General features: G+C 60.0%; 18 protein-coding genes. 10 read left to right on the forward strand and 8 right to left on the reverse strand.

Features of this window, described 5'->3' with window-relative positions; all coding sequences use genetic code 11:
- Positions 1-2: 2 nt before the first annotated feature.
- Positions 3-1,328 carry a sugar ABC transporter permease gene (locus ACSQ2W_RS13270; protein WP_113005737.1) on the reverse strand — a complete coding sequence of 442 codons (1,326 nt, stop codon included), beginning with the start codon at positions 1,326-1,328 and terminating at the stop codon, positions 3-5.
- Between the two features lie 112 nt (positions 1,329-1,440).
- A complete protein-coding gene (gene xylF / locus ACSQ2W_RS13275) occupies positions 1,441-2,481 on the reverse strand; it encodes a D-xylose ABC transporter substrate-binding protein (RefSeq protein ID WP_113005738.1) in 1,041 nt (346 codons plus the stop codon).
- 230 nt (positions 2,482-2,711) lie between these two features.
- Here xylF and ACSQ2W_RS13280 point away from each other — a divergent pair, with 230 nt between their 5' ends.
- Entirely contained in the window at positions 2,712-3,947 is a 1,236-nt protein-coding gene (locus tag ACSQ2W_RS13280) for an ROK family protein (protein WP_436086657.1), read from the forward strand.
- An 87-nt stretch (positions 3,948-4,034) separates the two neighbouring features.
- On the opposite strand, the gene iolG is transcribed toward ACSQ2W_RS13280, so the two are convergent.
- Positions 4,035-5,030, reverse strand: a complete 996-nt coding sequence (gene iolG / locus ACSQ2W_RS13285) for an inositol 2-dehydrogenase (RefSeq protein WP_436086658.1) — start codon at positions 5,028-5,030, stop codon at positions 4,035-4,037.
- A 380-nt stretch (positions 5,031-5,410) separates the two neighbouring features.
- Here iolG and ACSQ2W_RS13290 point away from each other — a divergent pair, with 380 nt between their 5' ends.
- Positions 5,411-5,638: a hypothetical protein gene (locus tag ACSQ2W_RS13290; protein ID WP_436086659.1), complete on the forward strand. Its 228-nt coding sequence runs from the start codon at positions 5,411-5,413 to the stop codon at positions 5,636-5,638.
- 3 nt (positions 5,639-5,641) lie between these two features.
- On the opposite strand, the gene ACSQ2W_RS13295 is transcribed toward ACSQ2W_RS13290, so the two are convergent.
- Positions 5,642-6,109 (reverse strand): hypothetical protein, encoded by a 468-nt coding sequence (locus ACSQ2W_RS13295; RefSeq protein ID WP_436086660.1) that lies wholly within the window; start codon positions 6,107-6,109, stop codon positions 5,642-5,644.
- 54 nt (positions 6,110-6,163) lie between these two features.
- Entirely contained in the window at positions 6,164-7,141 is a 978-nt protein-coding gene (locus ACSQ2W_RS13300) for a LysR family transcriptional regulator (protein WP_436086661.1), read from the reverse strand.
- A 294-nt stretch (positions 7,142-7,435) separates the two neighbouring features.
- Between ACSQ2W_RS13300 and chvE the strand changes: the two genes are divergently transcribed.
- The 7 genes from chvE (at position 7,436) to ACSQ2W_RS13335 (ending at position 16,256) form a co-directional block, all read left to right on the forward strand.
- The gene (chvE, locus tag ACSQ2W_RS13305; protein WP_018326823.1) at positions 7,436-8,503 is read left to right on the forward strand and encodes a multiple monosaccharide ABC transporter substrate-binding protein; all 1,068 of its coding nucleotides are present in this window, start codon (positions 7,436-7,438) and stop codon (positions 8,501-8,503) included.
- Between the two features lie 120 nt (positions 8,504-8,623).
- Positions 8,624-10,159, forward strand: coding sequence for a multiple monosaccharide ABC transporter ATP-binding protein (gene mmsA / locus ACSQ2W_RS13310; protein ID WP_436086662.1), 1,536 nt, complete (start codon positions 8,624-8,626; stop codon positions 10,157-10,159).
- Complete coding sequence (gene mmsB, locus ACSQ2W_RS13315; RefSeq protein ID WP_113005746.1) at positions 10,159-11,367, forward strand: multiple monosaccharide ABC transporter permease; 1,209 nt, start codon at positions 10,159-10,161, stop codon at positions 11,365-11,367. Before mmsA ends, mmsB begins: the two co-directional genes overlap by 1 nt.
- 230 nt (positions 11,368-11,597) lie before the next feature.
- Positions 11,598-12,590: an AraD1 family protein gene (gene araD1 / locus ACSQ2W_RS13320; protein WP_436087779.1), complete on the forward strand. Its 993-nt coding sequence runs from the start codon at positions 11,598-11,600 to the stop codon at positions 12,588-12,590.
- A gap of 68 nt (positions 12,591-12,658) precedes the next feature.
- Positions 12,659-14,092 (forward strand): aldehyde dehydrogenase family protein, encoded by a 1,434-nt coding sequence (locus tag ACSQ2W_RS13325; RefSeq protein WP_436086663.1) that lies wholly within the window; start codon positions 12,659-12,661, stop codon positions 14,090-14,092.
- A gap of 57 nt (positions 14,093-14,149) precedes the next feature.
- Positions 14,150-15,889, forward strand: coding sequence for an L-arabinonate dehydratase (gene araD / locus ACSQ2W_RS13330; RefSeq protein WP_436086664.1), 1,740 nt, complete (start codon positions 14,150-14,152; stop codon positions 15,887-15,889).
- A gap of 124 nt (positions 15,890-16,013) precedes the next feature.
- Positions 16,014-16,256, forward strand: a complete 243-nt coding sequence (locus ACSQ2W_RS13335) for a PIN domain-containing protein (protein ID WP_436086665.1) — start codon at positions 16,014-16,016, stop codon at positions 16,254-16,256.
- A 12-nt stretch (positions 16,257-16,268) separates the two neighbouring features.
- On the opposite strand, the gene ACSQ2W_RS13340 is transcribed toward ACSQ2W_RS13335, so the two are convergent.
- From ACSQ2W_RS13340 to ACSQ2W_RS13350, 3 genes are read right to left on the reverse strand one after another with little or no spacing between them, the layout of a single operon-like run.
- Positions 16,269-17,090, reverse strand: coding sequence for a transglutaminase family protein (locus ACSQ2W_RS13340; protein WP_436086666.1), 822 nt, complete (start codon positions 17,088-17,090; stop codon positions 16,269-16,271).
- Positions 17,091-17,112: 22 nt separating this feature from the next.
- Entirely contained in the window at positions 17,113-18,051 is a 939-nt protein-coding gene (locus ACSQ2W_RS13345) for an alpha-E domain-containing protein (protein WP_436086667.1), read from the reverse strand.
- A gap of 5 nt (positions 18,052-18,056) precedes the next feature.
- Positions 18,057-19,451: a circularly permuted type 2 ATP-grasp protein gene (locus ACSQ2W_RS13350; RefSeq protein WP_436087780.1), complete on the reverse strand. Its 1,395-nt coding sequence runs from the start codon at positions 19,449-19,451 to the stop codon at positions 18,057-18,059.
- A gap of 369 nt (positions 19,452-19,820) precedes the next feature.
- Between ACSQ2W_RS13350 and ACSQ2W_RS13355 the strand changes: the two genes are divergently transcribed.
- Entirely contained in the window at positions 19,821-20,756 is a 936-nt protein-coding gene (locus ACSQ2W_RS13355) for a DMT family transporter (RefSeq protein ID WP_436086668.1), read from the forward strand.
- Position 20,757: the final 1 nt, after the last annotated feature.

Below are 20,757 nucleotides of genomic sequence, written 5' to 3' on the forward strand. Positions count from 1 at the left end.
TCTTACTTGGCTCGACCGCGATAAACGGTATCCAGCCAGACGGCCATGACCAGCACGATGCCGATGACGATGCTCTGCAGCGGGGTATCGACACGCAGAAGCACCATGCCCGATTGCAGCGACTGCATAACGATCGCGCCGAGAACGGCCCCTGCGATCGTTCCCATGCCGCCGGCAAGCGACGTGCCGCCGATGACGGCCGCAGCGATCGTATAGAGCTCATCGAGTGTGCCCTGCGCATTGGTGGCGGCGTTGAGGCGGGCGGTGGAGATCGCTGCGGCGATGGCGCAGAGTGCGCCCATCAATGCGAAGATGCGCACGGTGACCCAGCGGGTCTTGATGCCGGCGAGTTCGGCCGCTTCCGGATTGCCGCCGATGGCGAAGACATAGCGGCCGAAGCGGGTGCGGGTGGTGAGGAAGCTCATGGCAATGGCGATACCCACGGCCATCAGGACCGGAATGGCTATGCCGAGCGGAATCTGCAGGCCGCCTTCAGGCCAGGGGATGTTGCGAGCCTCGGCAAATTTCTTGGCGAGATTGATCGGCATGTAGTAGCTGTTCAGCACCCAGACGGCACAGAGCACCATGACGCAGCCGACGACCGAGAGGAAATATTCCGCCCACATTGGCCGCAGCGGGAAGCCGAAGCGCTTGCGCTGCTTGCGCGAATTGATGATCGACGCGACGATGAAGAGGCAGGCGACGACGCCGACGATCCAGCTCGCGGTGGCGCCGATCGACCCTTCCGCGCCGCCGCCCATCAGGCGGAACGTCGTATCCATCGGTGCCACAGTTGCGCCGCTGATGACCAGGAAGGCGCCCGCGCGCCAAACCAGCAGTCCACCGAGCGTGACGATGAAGGAGGGCACGTTGAGGAAGGCGACGATCATGCCCTGAAACGCGCCGATGGCGGTTCCGAGCAAGATGCCAACAGTGAGCGCAATGATCCAGGTGGCGGGATGGTCGAAGCCTATCAGAGGCGGCAGGATCTTGGCCTGGGTGATTGCCATGATCATGCCAACGAAGCCGAGGATCGAGCCGACAGAAAGGTCGATGTTGCGGGTGACGATGACGAGCACCATGCCCGTCGCCATGACCGATACTGACGCGGCCTGAACCGTGAGGTTCCAGAGATTGCGCGGCGTCAGGAACAGCCCGCTGAAAAGTCCGCCTGTCGAAATCTGGAAGCCGAGCCAGATGATCAGCAGGGCCGCGATCATGCCGAGAAGTCGTGTGTCTATTTCCGTCGCCTGCAGAAATCGCTGCAAGGCCGTGCCCTGTGTTTGGCGTACGCTGCTGGAAGGCGCGGCAATGGTGGTGTTTGCCATTTCCTGAATACTCCCCCTTTTTCTTGTCGTTCAATGTTCCGGACATCGGAGAAGCGCCGCAACGATGTACGCTGCGGCGCTTTTGACGGGACCTTATATGTCCAGGATCGGATCAGTTGCAGACGGCAACGGTTCCGGCCTTGACGCCCTGGCAGGTTTCTTCCTTGGAAATCCAGCCGGCGTCGATGACGACGTTGAGGTTGTCCTTGGTGATCGGCTGCGGCGCGATGAAGTAGGAGTTCATCTCGACGCCCTTCGGGCCGCCGGAGAACTTGACCGTGCCTTCGATGGCATCCATGGCAGCGCCGCCGGCAAGCGCAACGGCGATTTCGCCGGCCTTCTTGCCGAGTTCACGCGAGTCCTTCCAGACCGATACGGTCTGCGTGCCGAGCGCAACGCGGTTCAGAGCGGCCTTGTCGCCGTCCTGGCCGGAAACCGGGACCGAGCCTGCGAGACCCTGGGCCTCAAGAGCCGCGACCACACCGCCGGCCATGCCGTCGTTGGAGGAAACCACGCCGTCGACCTTGTTGTCGTTGGCGGTGAGGAACTGCTCCATGTTCTTCTGCGCTACTTCAGGCTTCCAGCCGTCGGTATAGGCTTCGCCGACATTCTTGATCTTGCCGGCGTCCATGGCTTCCTTCAGCACTTCCATCTGTCCGGAGAACAGGAAGTCGGCGTTCGGATCGGTCGATGCACCCTTGATGAAGACGTAGTTGCCTTCCGGCTTCACCTTGAACACTTCGGCGGCCTGCATGCGGCCGACTTCCTTGTTGTCGAAGGTGATGTAGTAGGCAGCCGGATTTTCGATCAGGCGGTCGTAACCGACGACCGGGATGCCTTCGGCGGCGGCCTTCTCGATCGCCGGGCCGATGGCTTCGCTATCCTGGGCCAGAACGATGATGGCATTGGCGCCCTGTGCGATTAGCGACTCGATGTCGGTCAGCTGCTTGGCGGCGGAAGCCTGCGCGTCGGCGGAGATGTATTTGTCGCCGGATGCTTCAAGCGCGGCCTTGATCGCTGCCTCGTCGGTTTTCCAACGCTCTTCCTGGAAGTTCGACCAGGAAACGCCGACCACCAGGTCCTTGGCGATGGCAGCGGAATGCATGGATGCGATGATGGCAACGCCTGCCATCAGTTTCAAAACTGATTTCATGAAGTCCTCCCAAATGGCCGCTGGCCGTCCGTGCGAACCTCCCGCACGGCCCCCGACCAGCCAATATGCCTGTCGCCAACCCAAAAGAGTTTTTTCTCGACAGTCGAGAAAATAGATGTCAGAGTTTTTTGGGGCTGTCAACAAGGCTTTGACAAAGGCTGTTGCACCGGACAGATGCTTTGGGAGGAGCATGTGTTTGTGAAATTGAGCAGTAGTAACAGGGATGCGCGATGCTGACGAAGTCGAGCACCGAATTGGTGCGTCAGCAGAACAGCGCACTCGTGCTGGCGGCGCTCAGGCGCATGGGACCGCTGTCCCACACGGACATTTCCGAACAGACTGGGCTGGCTTCGGCGACCGTTTCGGCGATCACTGCCGAGCTGGAGCGGGCCGACGTCATCGAAAAGGCGGAGCAGCAGGCGCATTCCGGCCGGGGTCGTCCACGCGTGCTGTTTGCGCAGCGCCGCGACAGCGGCTATCTGATTGCGGTGCGGATCTCCTCGGATGTCGTCCAATATTCGCTCGTCGATTATTCGGGGCGCCTGATCGACCGCTTCGAGGATGCGCGCAGTGGCAAGATTGCCGGAACGAAGCATTTCGCTGACGGGTTTCTCGATGCGCTGGCGCGGCTGATCAATCGATCGCATCTGGACAAATCGCAGATTCTTGCCGTTTCGATCAGCAGCAAGGGAACGGTCGATGCCGACGGCAGGCGGCTTTTATGGTCACCGGTCTTCGGCGGCGAGCAGATTGATTTCGCCTGTCTGTTGCAGCCGGAATGGCGCGCCAAGGTCACGGTAAACAACGAGACCTTGCTGGTCGCGCAGGCACTGGGGATGAAGGCGGATACCGCGGAGGCAGGGGCGTTCCGCGCGCTTGCGGCCCTGTCGCTCGGCCACAGCATCGGGCTCGGCATTGCCCGCAAGGATCGGTTTGGCGAGCTCGAGGTGACAGCCCCCAACTTCGGGCACATGCTGCATGCGGCCAATGGCTGTCTCTGCCGCTGCGGCTCGTATGGCTGCATCGAGGCTTCCGCGGGTTTCTACGGTATCCTGCGCACGGCATTCGAGGTTCCGCCCGATACGATCCCGGCGAAGTTCGTACCACTCGCCGAAATGGACAAGATTGCCACGAGCGCGCGGCAGGGAAACCGGATGGCGGGTTATGCCTTCCGGCAAGCGGGCATCGCGCTCGGCAATGGCCTTTCCCGCGTCCTCAGCCTGCACGAACACATGCCGATCTTCATCACCGGGCCGGGAACGCGCTATTTCGATCTGCTGAAGAGGGGCATCGACGAAGGCCTTGAGCAGTCGCACCAGGTGCGCCTGCAGGGGCGGCCGGCAATTTCAGTCATTTTCGACGAGCAGAAACTGGTCTTCGACGGTCATCTCGACCGGGCATTGACCGATATGGACCATGATATCGCAGCGTTTCGGCCGCTTCCGGCGGGAGAGGACTCCTCCTGAGAAGGTTGTGGCGCCTTGTCGCGGAGACTGCAGTCAAAACAAAAGGCCGGGGGAAAACCCGGCCTTTGTTCATGGATCAGGTATCGTTTATGCCTCGATGCGAATCTGACGCTTTTCCGCGACGGATTTCACCGCGGCGTCGGCCAGTGCCAGTGCTGCTAGTCCGTCGGCGCCAGAAGGGGTGATCTTCGTGCCTTTTTCGATCGCAGAAATGAAGCCGGCGATCTCGTTGGCATAGGCTTCGGTGTAGCGCGTCATGAAGAAATCATGCAGCGGCGGGCGGGTATAGCCGTCGCCATTGGCGATCTCGATCGATACTGCCCGCTGGTTCTCGGCCGAGACGACGCCCTTGGAACCGTGAACTTCGATGCGTTGGTCGTAGCCATAGGTGGCTCGGCGGGAATTCGAGATGATCGCCTGCTTGCCGGAAGCGGTTTCGAGGATGACGGAAACGCTGTCATAGTCGCCGGCCTTGCCGATTTCCGGATCGACGAGAACGGAGGCGTGCGCGGTAACGGCAACCGGTTCCTCACCAAGCAGGAAGCGGGCCATGTCGAAGTCGTGGATGGTCATGTCGCGGAAGATGCCGCCGGAGCGCTTGATATAGTCGACCGGCGGGGCGCCCGGATCGCGCGAGATGATCGTCACCATTTCAACTGCACCGATCTTGCCGTCGTCGATCGCCTTGCGGACGGCCGTGAAATGCGGATCGAAGCGGCGGTTGAAGCCGACCATCAGCTTGCCCTTGGTCTCTTCGACCACCTTCATGCATTCGCGGACGCGACCGACGTCGAGATCGATCGGCTTTTCGCAGAAGATCGCCTTGCCGGCGCGGGCGAAGCGTTCGATCAGGTCGGCATGGGTGTCCGTCGGCGTGCAGATCACCACTGCGTCGATATCCGAAGCCTTTTCGATCGCTTCGATCGTGCGGACGTCGCAACCATAGGCCTTGGCGATGGCTTCGGCGGCGGCCGGGAAGGCGTCTGCCACGGCGACAAGAACTGCATCGGGGTTGCCGCTGACGGCCTTGGCGTGAACCTTGCCGATGCGGCCGGCGCCGAGAAGACCAAATCTGACAGTCATGTTACATCTCTTTTTGACGGGCGGCGGATCGCCGCGAAGGGACGAAGTGATGACGCTCACTCCGGACAGGCGTTGTGGAAGTCGGCTTTGCTCGGGCGTTTGATTTGATTTTAGGCGTCCGGCAACTCAGCTTTGCTGGGGCCGGCGCCGTTGTCTCTCTCCCGCCGCTCACTTCCGGTCCAGGCGTGCCTCCTCCGGCGCGCTCGGGATCGGAATGAAAAAGCAATGATTATTATTTTCAGAATTTTTATTCTATTTGCGGCGCTGCCGTCAAGCGGTTAAACCGGTGCTCCTATTGCGGCAACCGTCCTTTTGGACATAAAGCTGTTATCATTGTCGCGGCCGCTAAAACCGCGCCCAACCCGTCAAGGACGTTTTGTATGATCAAGTTCATCGACCCGGACCATCCGTTCTACCGGCCACTCTGGGTTCGGCTGTTGATCGTTGCCTTCTGTGTGGTGTGGACGGCGTTCGAATTCTGGCAGGGTGAAAACACCTGGGGGATGATCTTCCTGGCGGTCTCGGCATATGTCGGTTGTGTCTTGATCATCTTCTTCAAGCCAAAGGCCGACGTTGTCGAAGAGACCAAGACGGACGATCCTGTTTGATCTTCAGTTCCGTTGCATGAGGCATAACCGCTTCTGCGCTTCGTCGATCAGCATGTTGGCGATCTTCATGCGGACGGTTGCATTGCCTCGGAAATCCGGATGATGGCGGTCCGGGTGGTTTTCGGCGGCGAAGCGCCGGCGCTTGTCCGTCAGGCCACTTGCGGTTTCCATGTCCGTCAACCCGAGGTCAGAGGCAATCTGCTCGGGGCGAATGCGGCAAAGATGATCCGGCATGACGGGCTCAGGTGCCGGTTTCGGCGGGGCGAGCATGTCCTCGCTTGCCGTATCGAAATAGGCGCGCCGTACGGCGCCGCTGTCGGCCATGCCAGATGACGTGAGGTTGCCGGCAAAGCCGGCATTAAGGCCAAGTATGCTCGCGCGCGGCAACGGCTCCTCGCGAGCGGCGCCTTCCTCGGTTTCCTCGGCCTTCAGCCGCTCCAGCACCGACTGGAACACAGACATCCCGAACATGTGCCTCTCCCTTTTTCGCGGATATCAAAGCACGGCAAGGTTTTGCGGGCCTGATCATGCCGTGCTTTGCTTCAGGATCAGATCGTAGAGAAGCTTGGCGCTGGGCGGCAGGGCACGGCCGCGCGCGGTGATCAGGCTGTAGGGGCGAATCTTGATGTTGAAATCGGTTGGCAGAATGCGGATTTCACCCGCCTGGCCTCCATTGGTGGCAATCAGACTGGCGACGTCACGGGCGACCGGGGCGATCGCATTGGTGTGCCGGACGATCGAGACAGTCAGGATGATCGACGAGGTGTTGATGATGGTTGCAGGCAGGGGTGTTCCTGCAGACAGGAAGCTGTCCTCGACGGCGCGGCGCAGCAGTGTTCCCTGTGGTTGAAAGACCCAGTCATAGCCGGGCAGATCGGCGGAACTGACGAGGCCTTTGTCGAGCAGCGGATGGCCCTCGCGTACGATCAGGCAGACATCCTCCTCGCCGATCTCGATGAGGTTGAACTGTCGCGGGTCCATCTCGTCGGGTATGCGGCCGATGACGAAGTCGTGCCGGGCGGAGAGGAGTTCGCGCACCAGCACATTGCTGTTTTCGATCTGGATGTTGATCTCGATACCGGGATAGGCGGTCGAAACCTGGCGGACAGCCGGAACCGCAAGATTGAGGGCGGGGCCGGTGACGGATCCGAGCGACACGGAGCCGCCGCTTCCGGTCTTCAATTCGCTGATCTCGCGCGCTGTCTCCCGCAGCTCCAGGAAGATCGTCCGGGCACGCCGGGCCAGTGCTCGTCCATATTGGGTCAGTTCGACGCCGCGGGCGACGCGGGCGCAAAGCGGTGCCTTGAGAATAGCCTCGATTTCGCCGAGCATGCGCGAGGCTGCGGGCTGGGATATGCTCAGCGCGTCGGCGGCCGCGCTGATCTGGCCGTGATCTTCGATAGCGAGAATCAGTTGCAGGTGGCTCATCTTCAAGCCGGAACGAAAAATTCCACGGTCTGAATAATCCACTGGAACGGATGAATGCTGTATCGGATCGTCCATATTTACCCGCCTTCCGAGAAAAACGCCTTCGCTCTCGCGAAAAATCACACTGTTCTGCGTTACTATATCAAAATAGTTATAGATATACACCCATATTGTATTTGACAGTTATGATGTTTGATTCCAGTTTGCCGCCATGTGCGCCAGCGTACTTGGGAGCGTGTAAGGCCTGGGAGGGCTTTCTTTCACCCCTTAAACCTCCGCCGAGGGTCTTCGTCCCTCGGCTACGCGAAGCGCTGCACATATCGAGGCCGGCCGGACAGCTTGCCTGGATCAACACTCAGGGAGAGATACATGAAATTGATTAGCTCACTTCTCGCCGCCGCAGCGCTCAGCGTCGCGTCGTTCGTCGTTCCGGCGATCGCCCAGGACAAGGGCACCGTCGGCATTTCCATGCCGACCAAGACCTCGACCCGTTGGATCTCCGACGGCGAGACCATGGAAAAGCTGTTCAAGGAATCGGGCTACACCCCGGACCTGCAGTTTGCTGACGACGACATCCCGAACCAGCTTGCTCAGATCGAAAACATGGTCACCAAGGGTGCCAAGGTTCTCGTCATCGCCGCCATCGACGGCACGACGCTGTCCGACATCCTTCAGAAGGCTCATGACGCTGGCGTCAAGGTCATCGCTTACGATCGCCTGATCCGCGATTCTGGCAATGTCGACTACTACGCGACGTTCGACAACTTCCAGGTCGGCGTGCTCCAGGCAACCTCGCTCGTGCAGGGCCTCAAGCTCGATGGCGCCACCGAGCCGAAAAACGTCGAACTCTTCGGTGGTTCGCCGGACGACAACAACGCCTTCTTCTTCTACGACGGTGCAATGTCGGTTCTGCAGCCGCTCATCGACGCCAAGAAGATTGTTGTGAAGTCTGGCCAAATGGGCATGGACCAGGTCGGTACGCTCCGTTGGGACGGTGCCGTTGCACAGGCCCGCATGGAAAACCTGCTTTCCTCGACCTACACCGACGCCAAGGTTGATGGCGTTCTGTCGCCTTACGATGGTCTCTCCATCGGCATCATTTCGGCTCTGAAGGGCGTTGGCTACGGCTCGGGCGACATGCCGATGCCGATCGTCACCGGTCAGGACGCCGAACTGCCGTCGGTCAAGTCGATTCTCGCTGGCGAACAGTATTCCTCGGTATTCAAGGATACCCGCGAGCTTGCCAAGGTTGCCGTCAACATGACGGACGCCATCATGGGCGGCAAGGAGCCGGAAATCAACGACACCAAGACCTACGACAACGGTGTCAAGGTTGTTCCGTCCTACCTCCTGAAGCCGGTTTCCGTTGACAAGACCAACGTCAAGGAAGTTCTGGTTGGTGCCGGTTACTACACCGAAGACCAGATCAACAACTGATCCCGTCTCTTCGATCGGGGGCCCGCGATTGCTTGCGGGCCCTTTTATCTTGATGAGGGACTTTGTATTGTCGGTTTGTCTGGCCTCATCATTCACGGACTGCCGCAGGAATACCTGACCATGGACAACATCATTCTGGAAATGCGGGGCATCACGAAGACGTTTCCGGGCGTCAAAGCCTTGGACAATGTCAATCTCAAGGTCCGCGAGGGGGAGATTCACGCGCTTGTCGGCGAAAACGGCGCGGGAAAATCGACCCTGATGAAGGTATTGAGCGGCGTCTATCCCGCCGGCACCTATGATGGCGAAATTCACTACGACCGCGAAGTTCGTCATTTCTCAACGATTTCCGACAGCGAACATCTCGGCATCATCATCATCCATCAGGAACTGGCGCTGGTCCCACTGCTCTCGATTGCGGAAAACATTTTTCTCGGCAACGAGATCGCCGCCAACGGTGTCATCAATTGGCCGCAGACCTTCTCGCGAACACAGGAACTTCTATCGAAGGTCGGCCTCAGGGAGCCGCCGACGACCCGGATCACGGATATCGGCGTGGGCAAGCAGCAATTGGTGGAAATCGCCAAGGCTCTTTCCAAGAAGGTCAGGCTGCTGATCCTCGACGAGCCGACGGCCTCGCTCAACGAGACCGATTCCGACGCGCTGCTGAAGCTGCTCATGGAATTCCGCAAGCAGGGCATGACCTCGATCATCATTTCGCACAAGCTGAACGAGATCAAGAAGGTCGCCGACAAGATCACCATCCTGCGCGACGGCGGGACCGTCGAAACGCTCGACTGTCACAGCGAGGACATCAGCGAAGATCGCATAATCAAGGGCATGGTCGGCCGCGACATGGAAGACCGCTATCCGCCGCGCGAGCCGAAGATCGGCGAGACGCTGCTTGAGGTGAAGAACTGGAACGTCTTCCACCAGCAGCACCGCGACCGGCAGTTCCTGCACAATGTCAATTTCAACGTCCATGCCGGCGAAGTGGTCGGCATAGCAGGCCTGATGGGTGCCGGCCGGACCGAAACGGTGATGAGCATCTTCGGCAAATCCTGGGGTCACAAGATCACGGGTGAAGTCTTCATGCATGGCAAACAGGTCGACGTGAGCACTATTCCGCGTGCCATCGACGCAGGTCTTGCCTATGTCACGGAAGATCGCAAGCAACTCGGGCTGGTGCTGAACAACAACATCATGCACAACACGACGCTTTCCAATCTCAGCGCGGTGGCAAACAACGGCGTGATCGATGACCACAAGGAACGGAAGGTCGCGACCGAATACCGGTCGAAGTTGCGTATCCGCTCCCATTCGATCTATCAGGAGGCCGTCAACCTGTCGGGCGGCAACCAGCAGAAGGTCGTTCTGTCCAAATGGCTGTTCACCAGCCCCGAAGTGCTGATCCTCGACGAGCCGACACGCGGCATCGATGTCGGGGCGAAGTACGAAATCTATACCATCATCAATCAGCTTGCCGCAGAAGGCAAAGGCATCCTGATGATCTCATCGGAAATGCCCGAGCTTCTCGGAACCTGCGACCGCATCTACGTCATGAACGAAGGTCGCATCGTCGCCGAGCTTTCGAAGCAAGAAGCAAGCCAGGAATCCATCATGCGCGCCATCATGCGCTCCGGGGAGAAACACTAATGGTTATCGAAACCAGCGCTCCGAAAACCACGCCCTCCATCGGGGACTATCTCAGGAACAATATCCGCGAATACGGCCTGCTCGTCGCACTCGTGGTCATCATGCTGTTCTTCCAGTTTCTGACGAATGGCGTGCTTTTCAAGCCCGTCAACCTTACCAACCTCGTGCTACAGAATTCGTTTATCGTCATCATGGCGCTCGGAATGCTGCTGATCATCGTTGCCGGCCATATCGACCTTTCCGTCGGCTCGATCGTCGCGTTTACGGGCGGCCTTTCGGCGATCATGCTCGTCAAGTGGGGATTGCACTTCTCCATCGTTGTGCCGCTGTGTCTGGTTCTCGGTGGATTGGTCGGAGCAGCCCAGGGTTATTGGGTGGCCTATCGGAAAATTCCGGCCTTCATCGTCACTCTTGCCGGCATGCTGGTTTTCCGCGGTCTCACCTATCTGGTGCTGCAGAACAGACCGATCGGGCCGTTCCCGAAGGATTTCCAGCTGTTGTCGACTGGTTTCATCCCGGACTTCCTCTATTTCCTCAATCCTCTCCCGGGTGTCATCACCAATTTCTTCGCACTGGTGACAGTGCTGGTGCTGGTCGCATTGGCGATCTACTACGGAATCAGGGACCGCCGGACCAACGATCTGCATGGAACAGAAAACGAGCCTTTCGCTTTCTTTGTTCTCCAAATGGGGATCATCAGCGCCGTGGCCGTTTTCCTTGGCTTCCAGCTCTCGACATACAAGGGCTTCCCGAACGTCCTCGTTGTGATGGCGCTTCTGATTGCCCTCTACACCTTCGTCACCACCCGTTCGACGATTGGTCGACGCATCTACGCGATGGGCGGCAATGAGAAGGCAGCGAAGCTCTCCGGTATCAACACCGAGCGGCTGACCTTCTACACCTTCGTCAACATGGGTGTTCTGGCTGCCCTTGCCGGAATGATCATCGCGGCGCGTTTGAACTCGGCGACGCCGAAGGCGGGTGTTGGCTTCGAGCTTGACGTCATTGCAGCCTGCTTCATCGGTGGCGCATCGGCATCGGGCGGCGTCGGCAAGATCACCGGTGCGGTCATCGGCGCCTTCATCATGGGCGTCATGAACAACGGCATGTCGATCATGGGTCTCGGCATCGACTACCAGCAGCTCGTCAAGGGCCTCGTGCTGCTCGCTGCCGTGTTCTTCGACGTCTACAACAAGAACAAGGGCTGACCGTTTTTGGTCCGTCCAGCGGCGCCGGCTTGCCGGTCGAAGCAAATCTGGTGCCGGAGCGCCTCTCGCGCTTACGTTAGGCGATAGCGCTCCGGCCCGCGTATCATGACGAAAACGGCGGCTCTGCCGTCATGAATGGGAGCGCTCATGCGTCTCCCAAAGGGTTGTTGTTGCCGAGAGCCAGACGCTTGACGCCGAAAAACAGCCCGGATCTAGAAGAGGACAAGGCTGTGCTGATTTCCCAGGTGAAGAACAATGACGGCTCGATCACGGTGGCCGTTCGCGAATTGGGCGAGGGCGCCCGCGCGGTGAAGGGTGCAACCAGCGTTTATGCGCTGGCAATGGAAGCTGCCAATTCCGGCAAGAGTTTGAAAGCCGTCGTCGAGGCGCACGGCCTCGGCGACGAGATCGATCTTCAGGACGTTTATGCCAAGGGGCTGTTCCTGCCGCCGATCACCCATCCGGACGCTGCGCATCTGCACCTGACCGGCACGGGCCTGACCCATCTCGGCTCGGCTGCGACCCGCGACGCCATGCACGCTGCCGTCTCGAAGGTGGAAGAGGGCGCCACCGACACGATGAAGATGTTCAAGATGGGCCTCGAAGGCGGCAAGCCGAAGCCCGGCGAAAAGGGCGTGCAGCCCGAATGGTTCTACAAGGGCAACGGCTCGCAGACGGTGGCTCCCGGCGGCGATCTCGTATCGCCGTCCTTCGCGCAAGATGGCGGCGAGGAACCTGAAATGGCCGGCATCTACGTCATCTCCGACAAGGGCGTGCCGTTCCGCATCGGCTTTGCCGTCGCCAACGAGTTCTCCGATCACGTGACGGAACGCGTCAACTATCTCTATCTCGCGCACTCCAAGCTGCGTCCGGCGAGCTTCGGTCCGGAAATCCGGGTCGGCGAAGCGCCGAGCGATATTCGCGGCACGTCGCGCATCATCCGCAACGGCGCGGTCCTGTGGGAAAAGCCGTTCCTGTCGGGTGAGACCAACATGTCCCACAGCTTCGCCAATCTCGAATATCACCACTTCAAATACGGTATATTCCGCGCGCCGGGCGATGTGCATGTCCACATGTTCGGCACGGCGACGCTGTCCTTCGGCGACGGCATCAAGACGGAAGCCGGCGATATTTTTGAGATCGAGGCGTCGGAATTCGGTCTGCCGCTGCGCAACACGCTGGCAGTCGCCGGCGAGGATGAAGTCACGATCGGCCAGCTCTGATCCGGTTACGCATTTGACTGCGGGTGCCGGTTATTGGCGCTCGCGCAAACCAAGGAGGCTTTAAGCCCATGACACTCCATCATAACCTGATTGCCGGCGAATGGGTCGGCACGAACGGTGTCGAAAACATCAATCCGTCCAACACCAACGAAGTGGTCGGTCTCTACGCGAGCGCCAGCGCCGACGATGCAAAGACCGCGATCGCCGCGGCCAAAGCAGCCTTTCCGGCCTGGTCCCGTTCGGGCATCCTCGAGCGGCACGCGATCCTGAAGAAGACCGCTGACGAAATTCTCGCCCGCAAGGAAGAGCTTGGAAACCTTCTCGCCCGCGAAGAGGGCAAGACGCTTCCGGAAGCCATCGGCGAAACCATTCGCGCTGCCCAGATCTTCGATTTCTTCGCAGGAGAAGCCCTGCGTCTTGCAGGCGAAGTTCTGCCGTCGGCACGTCCGAACATCGGTGTCGAGATCACCCGCGAGCCGATCGGCGTGATCGGCATCATCACGCCGTGGAACTTCCCGATCGCCATTCCCGCCTGGAAGATCGCGCCGGCGCTCTGCTACGGCAACACCGTCGTCTTCAAGCCGGCCGAGCTGGTGCCGGGCTGCTCCTGGGCGATCGCCGACATTCTCAATCGCGCTGGCCTGCCGAAGGGCGTGTTGAACCTCGTCATGGGCAAGGGCTCGGTCGTCGGCCAGGCGATGCTCGACAGCCCGGATCTGGCCGGCATTACCTTCACCGGCTCGACCGGCACGGGCAAGCGCGTCGCTGCCTCCTCGATCGAGCACAATCGCAAGTTCCAGCTGGAAATGGGCGGCAAGAACCCGATGGTGGTTTTGGATGATGCCGACCTCAACGTCGCCGTCGAGGCGGCCGCCAATTCCGGCTTCTTCTCCACCGGCCAGCGCTGCACGGCCTCGTCGCGGCTGATCGTCACCGAAGGCATCCACGATAAGTTCGTCGCAGCGCTCACTGAAAAACTGAAGACGCTGGTGGTCGATGATGCCTTGAAGGCGGGAACCCATATCGGCCCGGTCGTCGACGAGCGGCAGCTTGCCACCGACACAGACTATATCGATATCGGAAAGAAAGAGGGCGCCAAGCTCGCCTTCGGTGGTGAGACGGTCGCGCGCGACAATCCTGGCTTCTATCTGCAGCCGACACTGTTCACCGAAGCGACCAACCAGATGCGCATTTCCCGCGAGGAAATTTTTGGCCCGGTCGCGTCCGTCATCCGCGTTAAGGATTACGACGAGGCGCTTGCGACCGCCAACGACACGCCCTTCGGCCTGTCGGCCGGCATCGCAACGACCAGCCTCAAGCACGCGACGCATTTCAAGCGCAATTCGGAAGCCGGCATGGTGATGGTCAATCTGCCGACCGCCGGCGTCGACTTCCACGTGCCGTTCGGCGGCCGGAAGGGGTCGTCCTATGGTTCGCGCGAGCAGGGCAAATATGCCGCCGAATTCTTCACCGTGGTGAAGACCGCCTACACGCTGGCGTAAGCATTTTTCGCGGGATCGGTCGGTTGCCGGTCCGGCACTTCAAAGGACACGAAGACAATGAAGAAGAAAGCTGAGTGGCCGCGCAAGCTGCGCTCGCAGGAATGGTACGGTGGTACGAGCCGTGACGTGATCTATCACCGCGGCTGGCTGAAGAACCAAGGGTATCCGCACGACCTGTTCGACGGGCGTCCGGTTATTGGGATCCTCAACACCTGGTCTGATCTGACGCCGTGCAACGGCCATCTGCGTGAACTCGCCGAGAAGGTGAAGGCGGGCGTGTGGGAGGCCGGCGGCTTCCCGGTCGAAGTGCCGGTGTTCTCGGCATCCGAAAACACCTTCCGCCCGACCGCGATGATGTACCGCAACCTTGCCGCTCTCGCGGTGGAGGAAGCGATCCGCGGCCAACCCATGGATGGCTGCGTGCTGATGGTCGGCTGCGACAAGACCACGCCGTCGCTGCTCATGGGCGCCGCCTCCTGCGACCTGCCCTCGATCGTCGTCACCGGCGGCCCGATGCTGAACGGCTATTTCCGCGGCGAACGCGTCGGCTCGGGCACGCATCTGTGGAAGTTTTCCGAAATGGTGAAGGCTGGCGAGATGACGCAGGCCGAGTTCCTCGAGGCGGAGGCTTCTATGAGCCGTTCTTCGGGCACCTGCAATACCATGGGCACCGCCTCCACCATGGCATCCATGGCCGAGGCGCTCGGCATGGCGCTTTCCGGCAACGCCGCGATCCCGGCGGTTGATTCCCGCCGCAAGGTCATGGCGCAGCTCACTGGCCGGCGTATCGTCCAGATGGTCAAGGACGACCTGAAGCCTTCGGATATCATGACGAAGGAGGCATTCGAGAACGCCATCCGCACCAATGCGGCCATCGGCGGATCTACCAACGCCGTCATCCACCTGCTCGCCATCGCCGGCCGCGTCGGCATTGATCTTTCGCTTGATGACTGGGACCGCTGTGGCCGCGACATCCCGACGATCGTCAACCTGATGCCGTCGGGCAAGTACCTAATGGAGGAATTCTTCTATGCCGGCGGCCTGCCGGTGGTGTTGAAGCGCCTCGGCGAGGCAGGCCTCCTGCACAAGGACGCACTCACGGTATCCGGCGAAACCATGTGGGAGGAGGTCAAGGACGTCGTCAACTGGAACGAGGATGTCATCCTTCCCGCCAAGAAGGCGTTGACACAGTCGGGCGGCATCGTCGTGCTGCGCGGCAATCTCGCACCGAAGGGCGCGGTGCTGAAGCCGTCGGCCGCTTCGGCGCATCTGTTGACGCATCGTGGCCGCGCGGTCGTGTTCGAGGACATCGACGACTACAAGGCCAAGATCAACGACGACAACCTCGACATCGACGAAACCTGCATCATGGTCATGAAGAACTGCGGGCCAAAGGGCTATCCGGGCATGGCCGAAGTTGGCAACATGGGTCTGCCGCCCAAGGTGCTCAAGAAGGGCATCACCGACATGGTGCGCATCTCCGACGCGCGTATGTCCGGCACCGCCTATGGCACCGTCGTGCTGCACACGTCCCCGGAAGCGGCGGTCGGCGGACCGCTCGCTGTCGTCAAGAACGGCGACATGATCGAGATGGACGTGCCGAACCGCCGTCTGCATCTCGACATTTCCGCGGAGGAACTGGCGCGGCGGCTCGCAGAATGGCAGCCGAACCATGATCTGCCGGCTTCCGGCTATGCCTGGCTGCACCAGCAGCATGTCGAAGGGGCCGATACCGGCGCCGACCTCGACTTCCTCAAGGGATGTCGCGGAAACGCGGTCGGCAGGGACAGCCACTGATCTGCACGGCATTCGAACTCAGCGGAGGCGGAGCATTTGCTCCGCCTTTTCTGATTCGGGGGCCCGCATCGCGCGATCACGCCCTGGGAGATCGCCATGCTGGCGCAGAAGGGGCGTATCGCGCTTGGTGATGACGTCGGCCGATGGATCAGTCGCGCTGGCGCTGCCGGGTATCGCACTTGTGCCCTTGGAAGCTCCGATTTCCGGCGGCAGCGTTCGGCTGCCGGGAGATTTTCATGCCGATCCTGCCGACAGGATGATCATTGCCACGGCGCGTTTTCATCAGGCGCCGCTGATGACGGCAGACCAGGCGATCCTCACTTTCGGCGCGAAGGGCCATGTCGGTACGCTTGCCGCATCGTCATGACCCAGTGTCTGTTTACTGACTCTGCGTCTGGCTCTGTTTGTGTTGCTCGACGGTTACCGCCACTTTCAAGGCTTCGGTCACTGAACCATGAACGAGCCCGGAGATCGGCGCTGCGTCGCGATAGTCGAGCCCGCAGGCGATGCGGACATAGCGATCGTCGGGGCAGAGGTTGTTGGCGGCGTCGAAGCCGACCCAGCCGAGGCCGTTCAGATGCACTTCCGCCCAGGCATGGCTTGCCGCCTGTTCCGGCTGGTCTTCCATCATCAGGTAGCCGGAGATGTAGCGGGCGGGCAGACCAAGCGTGCGGGCGGCTGCAATCATGATATGCGCATGATCCTGGCAGACGCCGCTCTGCTGTTGCAAGGCTTCCTCGGCCGTCGTCTGCGCTCCGGTTTCGCCCGGCTTGTATTCGACAATCTCATTGATCTTGCCCATCAGCGCATGCATCTTGGCGAGGTCCGTGTCGCCGCTCATCGCCTTGGCGAGGTTGCGGATCGGCTTTGTCATCTTTGTCAGCGGCGTCTCGCGCAGGTAAAGCCAGAGCGGCGCATAGGCCTGGTGGACGCCGTAGACGCCAGACTTGTCCTCCGTCTCGACTTCGCCGCTGGCGGTGATGCGAATGGAGGTCTGGTCGCCATTGACGCTGACGAGGTTGACCCGATTGCCAAAGTGATCGTCGTAGCCGACCTCCACATGGGCGCCCTCGACGGAGGTCTTCCAGCTGATGACGGTCTGGCCGGGTTGGGTCAGCGGCGTCAGCCGCAGCCGCTGCAGCGAATAGTGTACCGGCTCGTCATAGGTGTACTCGGTCGTGTGACTGATCTTCAGACGCATCTGTCTTTCTCCCAACCGATACCTAGTAGAACCGGTAGCCGTCGGAGATTTCTTGCCCCAGACGGTTATTGTGGCTGATGAAGTTCTCGATGTATTCGTGCAATCCCTGGTCCATCACATCCTTGATCGAATGACTGCGCAGCGACGCCAAGGTTTCCGCGGCGGTTGCGTGCGCCGCATGGCTTTCGCCGTATTCACGGGCGAGATAACCGAGGTTGCTGGCAATCTTCTCATAGCAATAGGCGAGCGAGCGCGGCATGCGTCCATTGAGGATCAGGAAGTCGGCAATGTGGGAGGGCTTGTATTCCGCCTCGTAGACCCAGCCGTAGGAGCGATGTGCCGAGACAGATCGCAGGATCGATTCCCATTGCACGTTGTCGATCGAGGAGCCGACCTGGGAGACTGCCGGAAGCAGCACGTAATATTTCACGTCCAGAATGCGCGCCGTGTTGTCTGCGCGTTCGATGAAGGTGCCGATGCGCGAGAAATTGAAGATCTCGTTGCGAAGCATGGTGCCATGGAAGGCACCGCGGATCAGGCCGGTCTTGCGCTTGATCGCATCGATTGCCTCAGGCAGGTCCGCGGCTTTCACGCGTCGGGCCAGCATTGTCTTCAGGTCGAGCCAGCATTCGTTGGTGGCTTCCCAGGTTTCGCGCGTCAGGGCCGTTCGAACCATACGGGCGTTGTTGCGGCCTGAGTCGATGCACGACATCACGCTCGATGGATTGGCCTTGTCGCGCAGCAGAAAGTCGATCGCGTCGGTACTGGTCAGATTTTCGTAGAGGTCGTCATAGATGTCGCGGACGCCGGAGCTTTGCAGCACACCGTCCCAGTCGTCTTCCGTCGCCTGCGAGCGTGTGAGTGACATGCGCAAGCCAGCATCGATCAGGCGAGCGCTGTTTTCGGCCCGCTCTATATAGCGGAACATCCAGTAAAGGCCGTTTGCGGTTCTTCCGAGCATGCGTGTCAGTCCTCCAGAACCCAGGTATCCTTGGTGCCGCCGCCCTGGCTGGAATTCACCACTAGCGAGCCGGCCTTCAAAGCCACGCGGGTCAGTCCACCCGGAATGATCTGCACCTTGTCGGAGACGAGGACATAGGGGCGAAGGTCCACATGGCGCGGAGCGATGCCCTTGTTGACGAGGATTGGCACTGTCGAGAGAGAAAGGGTCGGTTGCGCAATGTAATTTGTTGGCCGGGTTTTGAGCTTTTCAGCGAAAACGGCACATTCCTTCTTGGATGCGGTCGGGCCAACGAGCATGCCGTAGCCGCCGGAACCGTGCACTTCCTTGACGACGAGATCACTAAGGTTTTCCAGCACGTATTTCAGGCTATCGGGCTCGGAACAACGCCACGTCGGCACGTTCTCGAGCAGGGCCTTGCGCCCGGTATAGAACTCGACGATTTCCGGCATATAGGAATAGATCGCCTTGTCGTCGCAGATGCCGGTCCCCGGCGCGTTGGCGATGGTGATGTTGCCGGCGCGATAGACATCCATGATCCCTGGAATGCCAAGCGCAGATTCGGGCTTGAAGGTGAGGGGGTCGAGATAATCGTCGTCGACACGGCGGTAGAGGACGTCGATCGCCTCGTAACCGCGTGTGGTGCGCATCTTCACCCTACCGTCGATGACGCGCAGGTCCGAGCCTTCGACAAGCTCGACGCCCATCATGTCGGCCAAGAAAGCATGTTCGTAATAGGCCGAGTTGTAGATGCCCGGCGTCAGTACCGCGACGCGCGGCTTGCCTTCGCAGCCGGGAGGAGCGAGCGAGGCGAGGCTATGGCGGAGCAGATAGGGATAGTTCTCGACCGGGCGGACGCGGTTCTGATGGAAGAGTTCCGGGAACATCTGCATCATCGTTTCACGGTTTTCCAGCATGTAGCTGACACCGGAAGGGGTGCGGGCATTGTCTTCCAGAACATAGAACTGGTCTTCGCCGGTGCGCACGATGTCCGTGCCGACGATGTGTGTATAGACACCGCCCGGCGGCCGGAAACCGATCATCTGCGGCAGGAAGGCTTCGTTGCGCTCGATCAGCTCGCGTGGGATCCGGCCCGCCTTGATAATTTCCTGCTTGTGGTAGATGTCGTCGAGGAAAGCGTTGAGGGCGATGACCCGCTGCTCGATGCCCTGCGCCAGCTTGCGCCATTCGCGGCCGGAAATGATGCGCGGGATCAGGTCGAAGGGGATGAGTTTTTCGGAGCTGTCGGCGTGTCCGTAGACCGCGAAGGTGATGCCCGTCTTGCGGAAGATGTTTTCGGCCTCTTTTGATTTTGCGATCAGGCGGGCCTTGTCCTGGCTGGCGTACCAATCATTGTAAGTCGTGTAAGGCTGGCGCGGGCTATTGTCCGCATTCATCATTTCGTCAAATGCCAACGGTGTGGTCCCCTTTTTTGCCATTTGAGTACAACAGCAGGGGCAATGCAAGAAGCATGCTCACTGGAAGGCAAAAGAAATTTCAGTGACGGATTGCTACTTTTTTGGGCTGGAGGCTGCGTTTCGGCGGCTGAAGCGATGCATGTTTAAGCACTCTCGATTTGCAATCATCGGTGTGATTTCGAACGCCTATAAAATTCCTCGGCGCAACGGATGGGGCTGCCTATTTTTCGCGCATGAAAAAAATGGCTTTTGCGCAGATCGTTGAAGTTAAACATCAGGAATTTTGTTTTGACCATCATCCCGCATCACTCTACGCAAGGCGCCGATCACGAAATCGCATCAGGAGCATGCATGACCCTCGACCGTCTGGCTCCGGCCATTTTCGTCTTGCTCTGGTCGACGGGGTGGGTAATGGCAAAATATGCCGGCATCTATGCCGATCCGCTGACCTTCCTTGTATTACGCTACCTGCTCGCCACGCTGCTTTTCACCGGCTTCTGTCTCGCAACTGGAGCCGCCTGGCCAAAAACATGGGCTGCGGCCGGACATGCGGTCATTTCCGGAATCTTCCTGCACGGGCTTTATCTCGGCGCCGTATGGTGGGCGATCGGGCAAGGTGTTCCAGCTGCGATCTCTGGTATCATTGCGGGGCTGCAGCCGTTGATGACGGCGGCAGTGGCCCCTGCTCTCATCGGTGAAAACCTCTCTGGCCAACAGAAGCTGGGTCTGATTCTCGGCTTTCTCGGTATCGCACTGGCGGTCGTGCCGAAGGTCATGGCAATCGACACAGGCGCGACGCCGATCCACCTGTTTCCGGTGATCATCAACGTTCTGGGCATGGCGGCCGTCACCTACGGCACGCTCTATCAGAAGCGCCACCTGCAGGACGGCGACATTCGCTCGACCGCGACACTGCAATATATTGGGGCGCTGATCGTCACGGTACCGTTGGCGTTTCTCCTCGAGGAGATGCGGGTCGTCTGGAGCGTGCAGTTGTTTGCCGCGCTCGGCTGGGCGGTGCTCGGCCTGTCGATGGGGGCGATTGCGCTGCTGCTTTATTTGATTCGGCGCGGCCAGGTGTCGCGCGCGGCCTCGTTGATCTATCTGGTGCCGCCGCTCGCCGCCGTGCAGGCTTGGCTGTTCTTCGATGAGGCGCTCACACTGCCAATGATCGCTGGAACGGTGATCGCGGTGACCGGCGTTTATTTGACCAATCGCAAGACGGTCCCTGCCCCATACAAAAAACGGCGGGCCGAGCCCGCCGTCTTCAGTTCGCTTGACGCATAGA

Origin of the sequence: Pararhizobium sp. LjRoot255 (assembly GCF_964252905.1) — a bacterium.
Lineage (GTDB): Bacteria > Pseudomonadota > Alphaproteobacteria > Rhizobiales > Rhizobiaceae > Pararhizobium.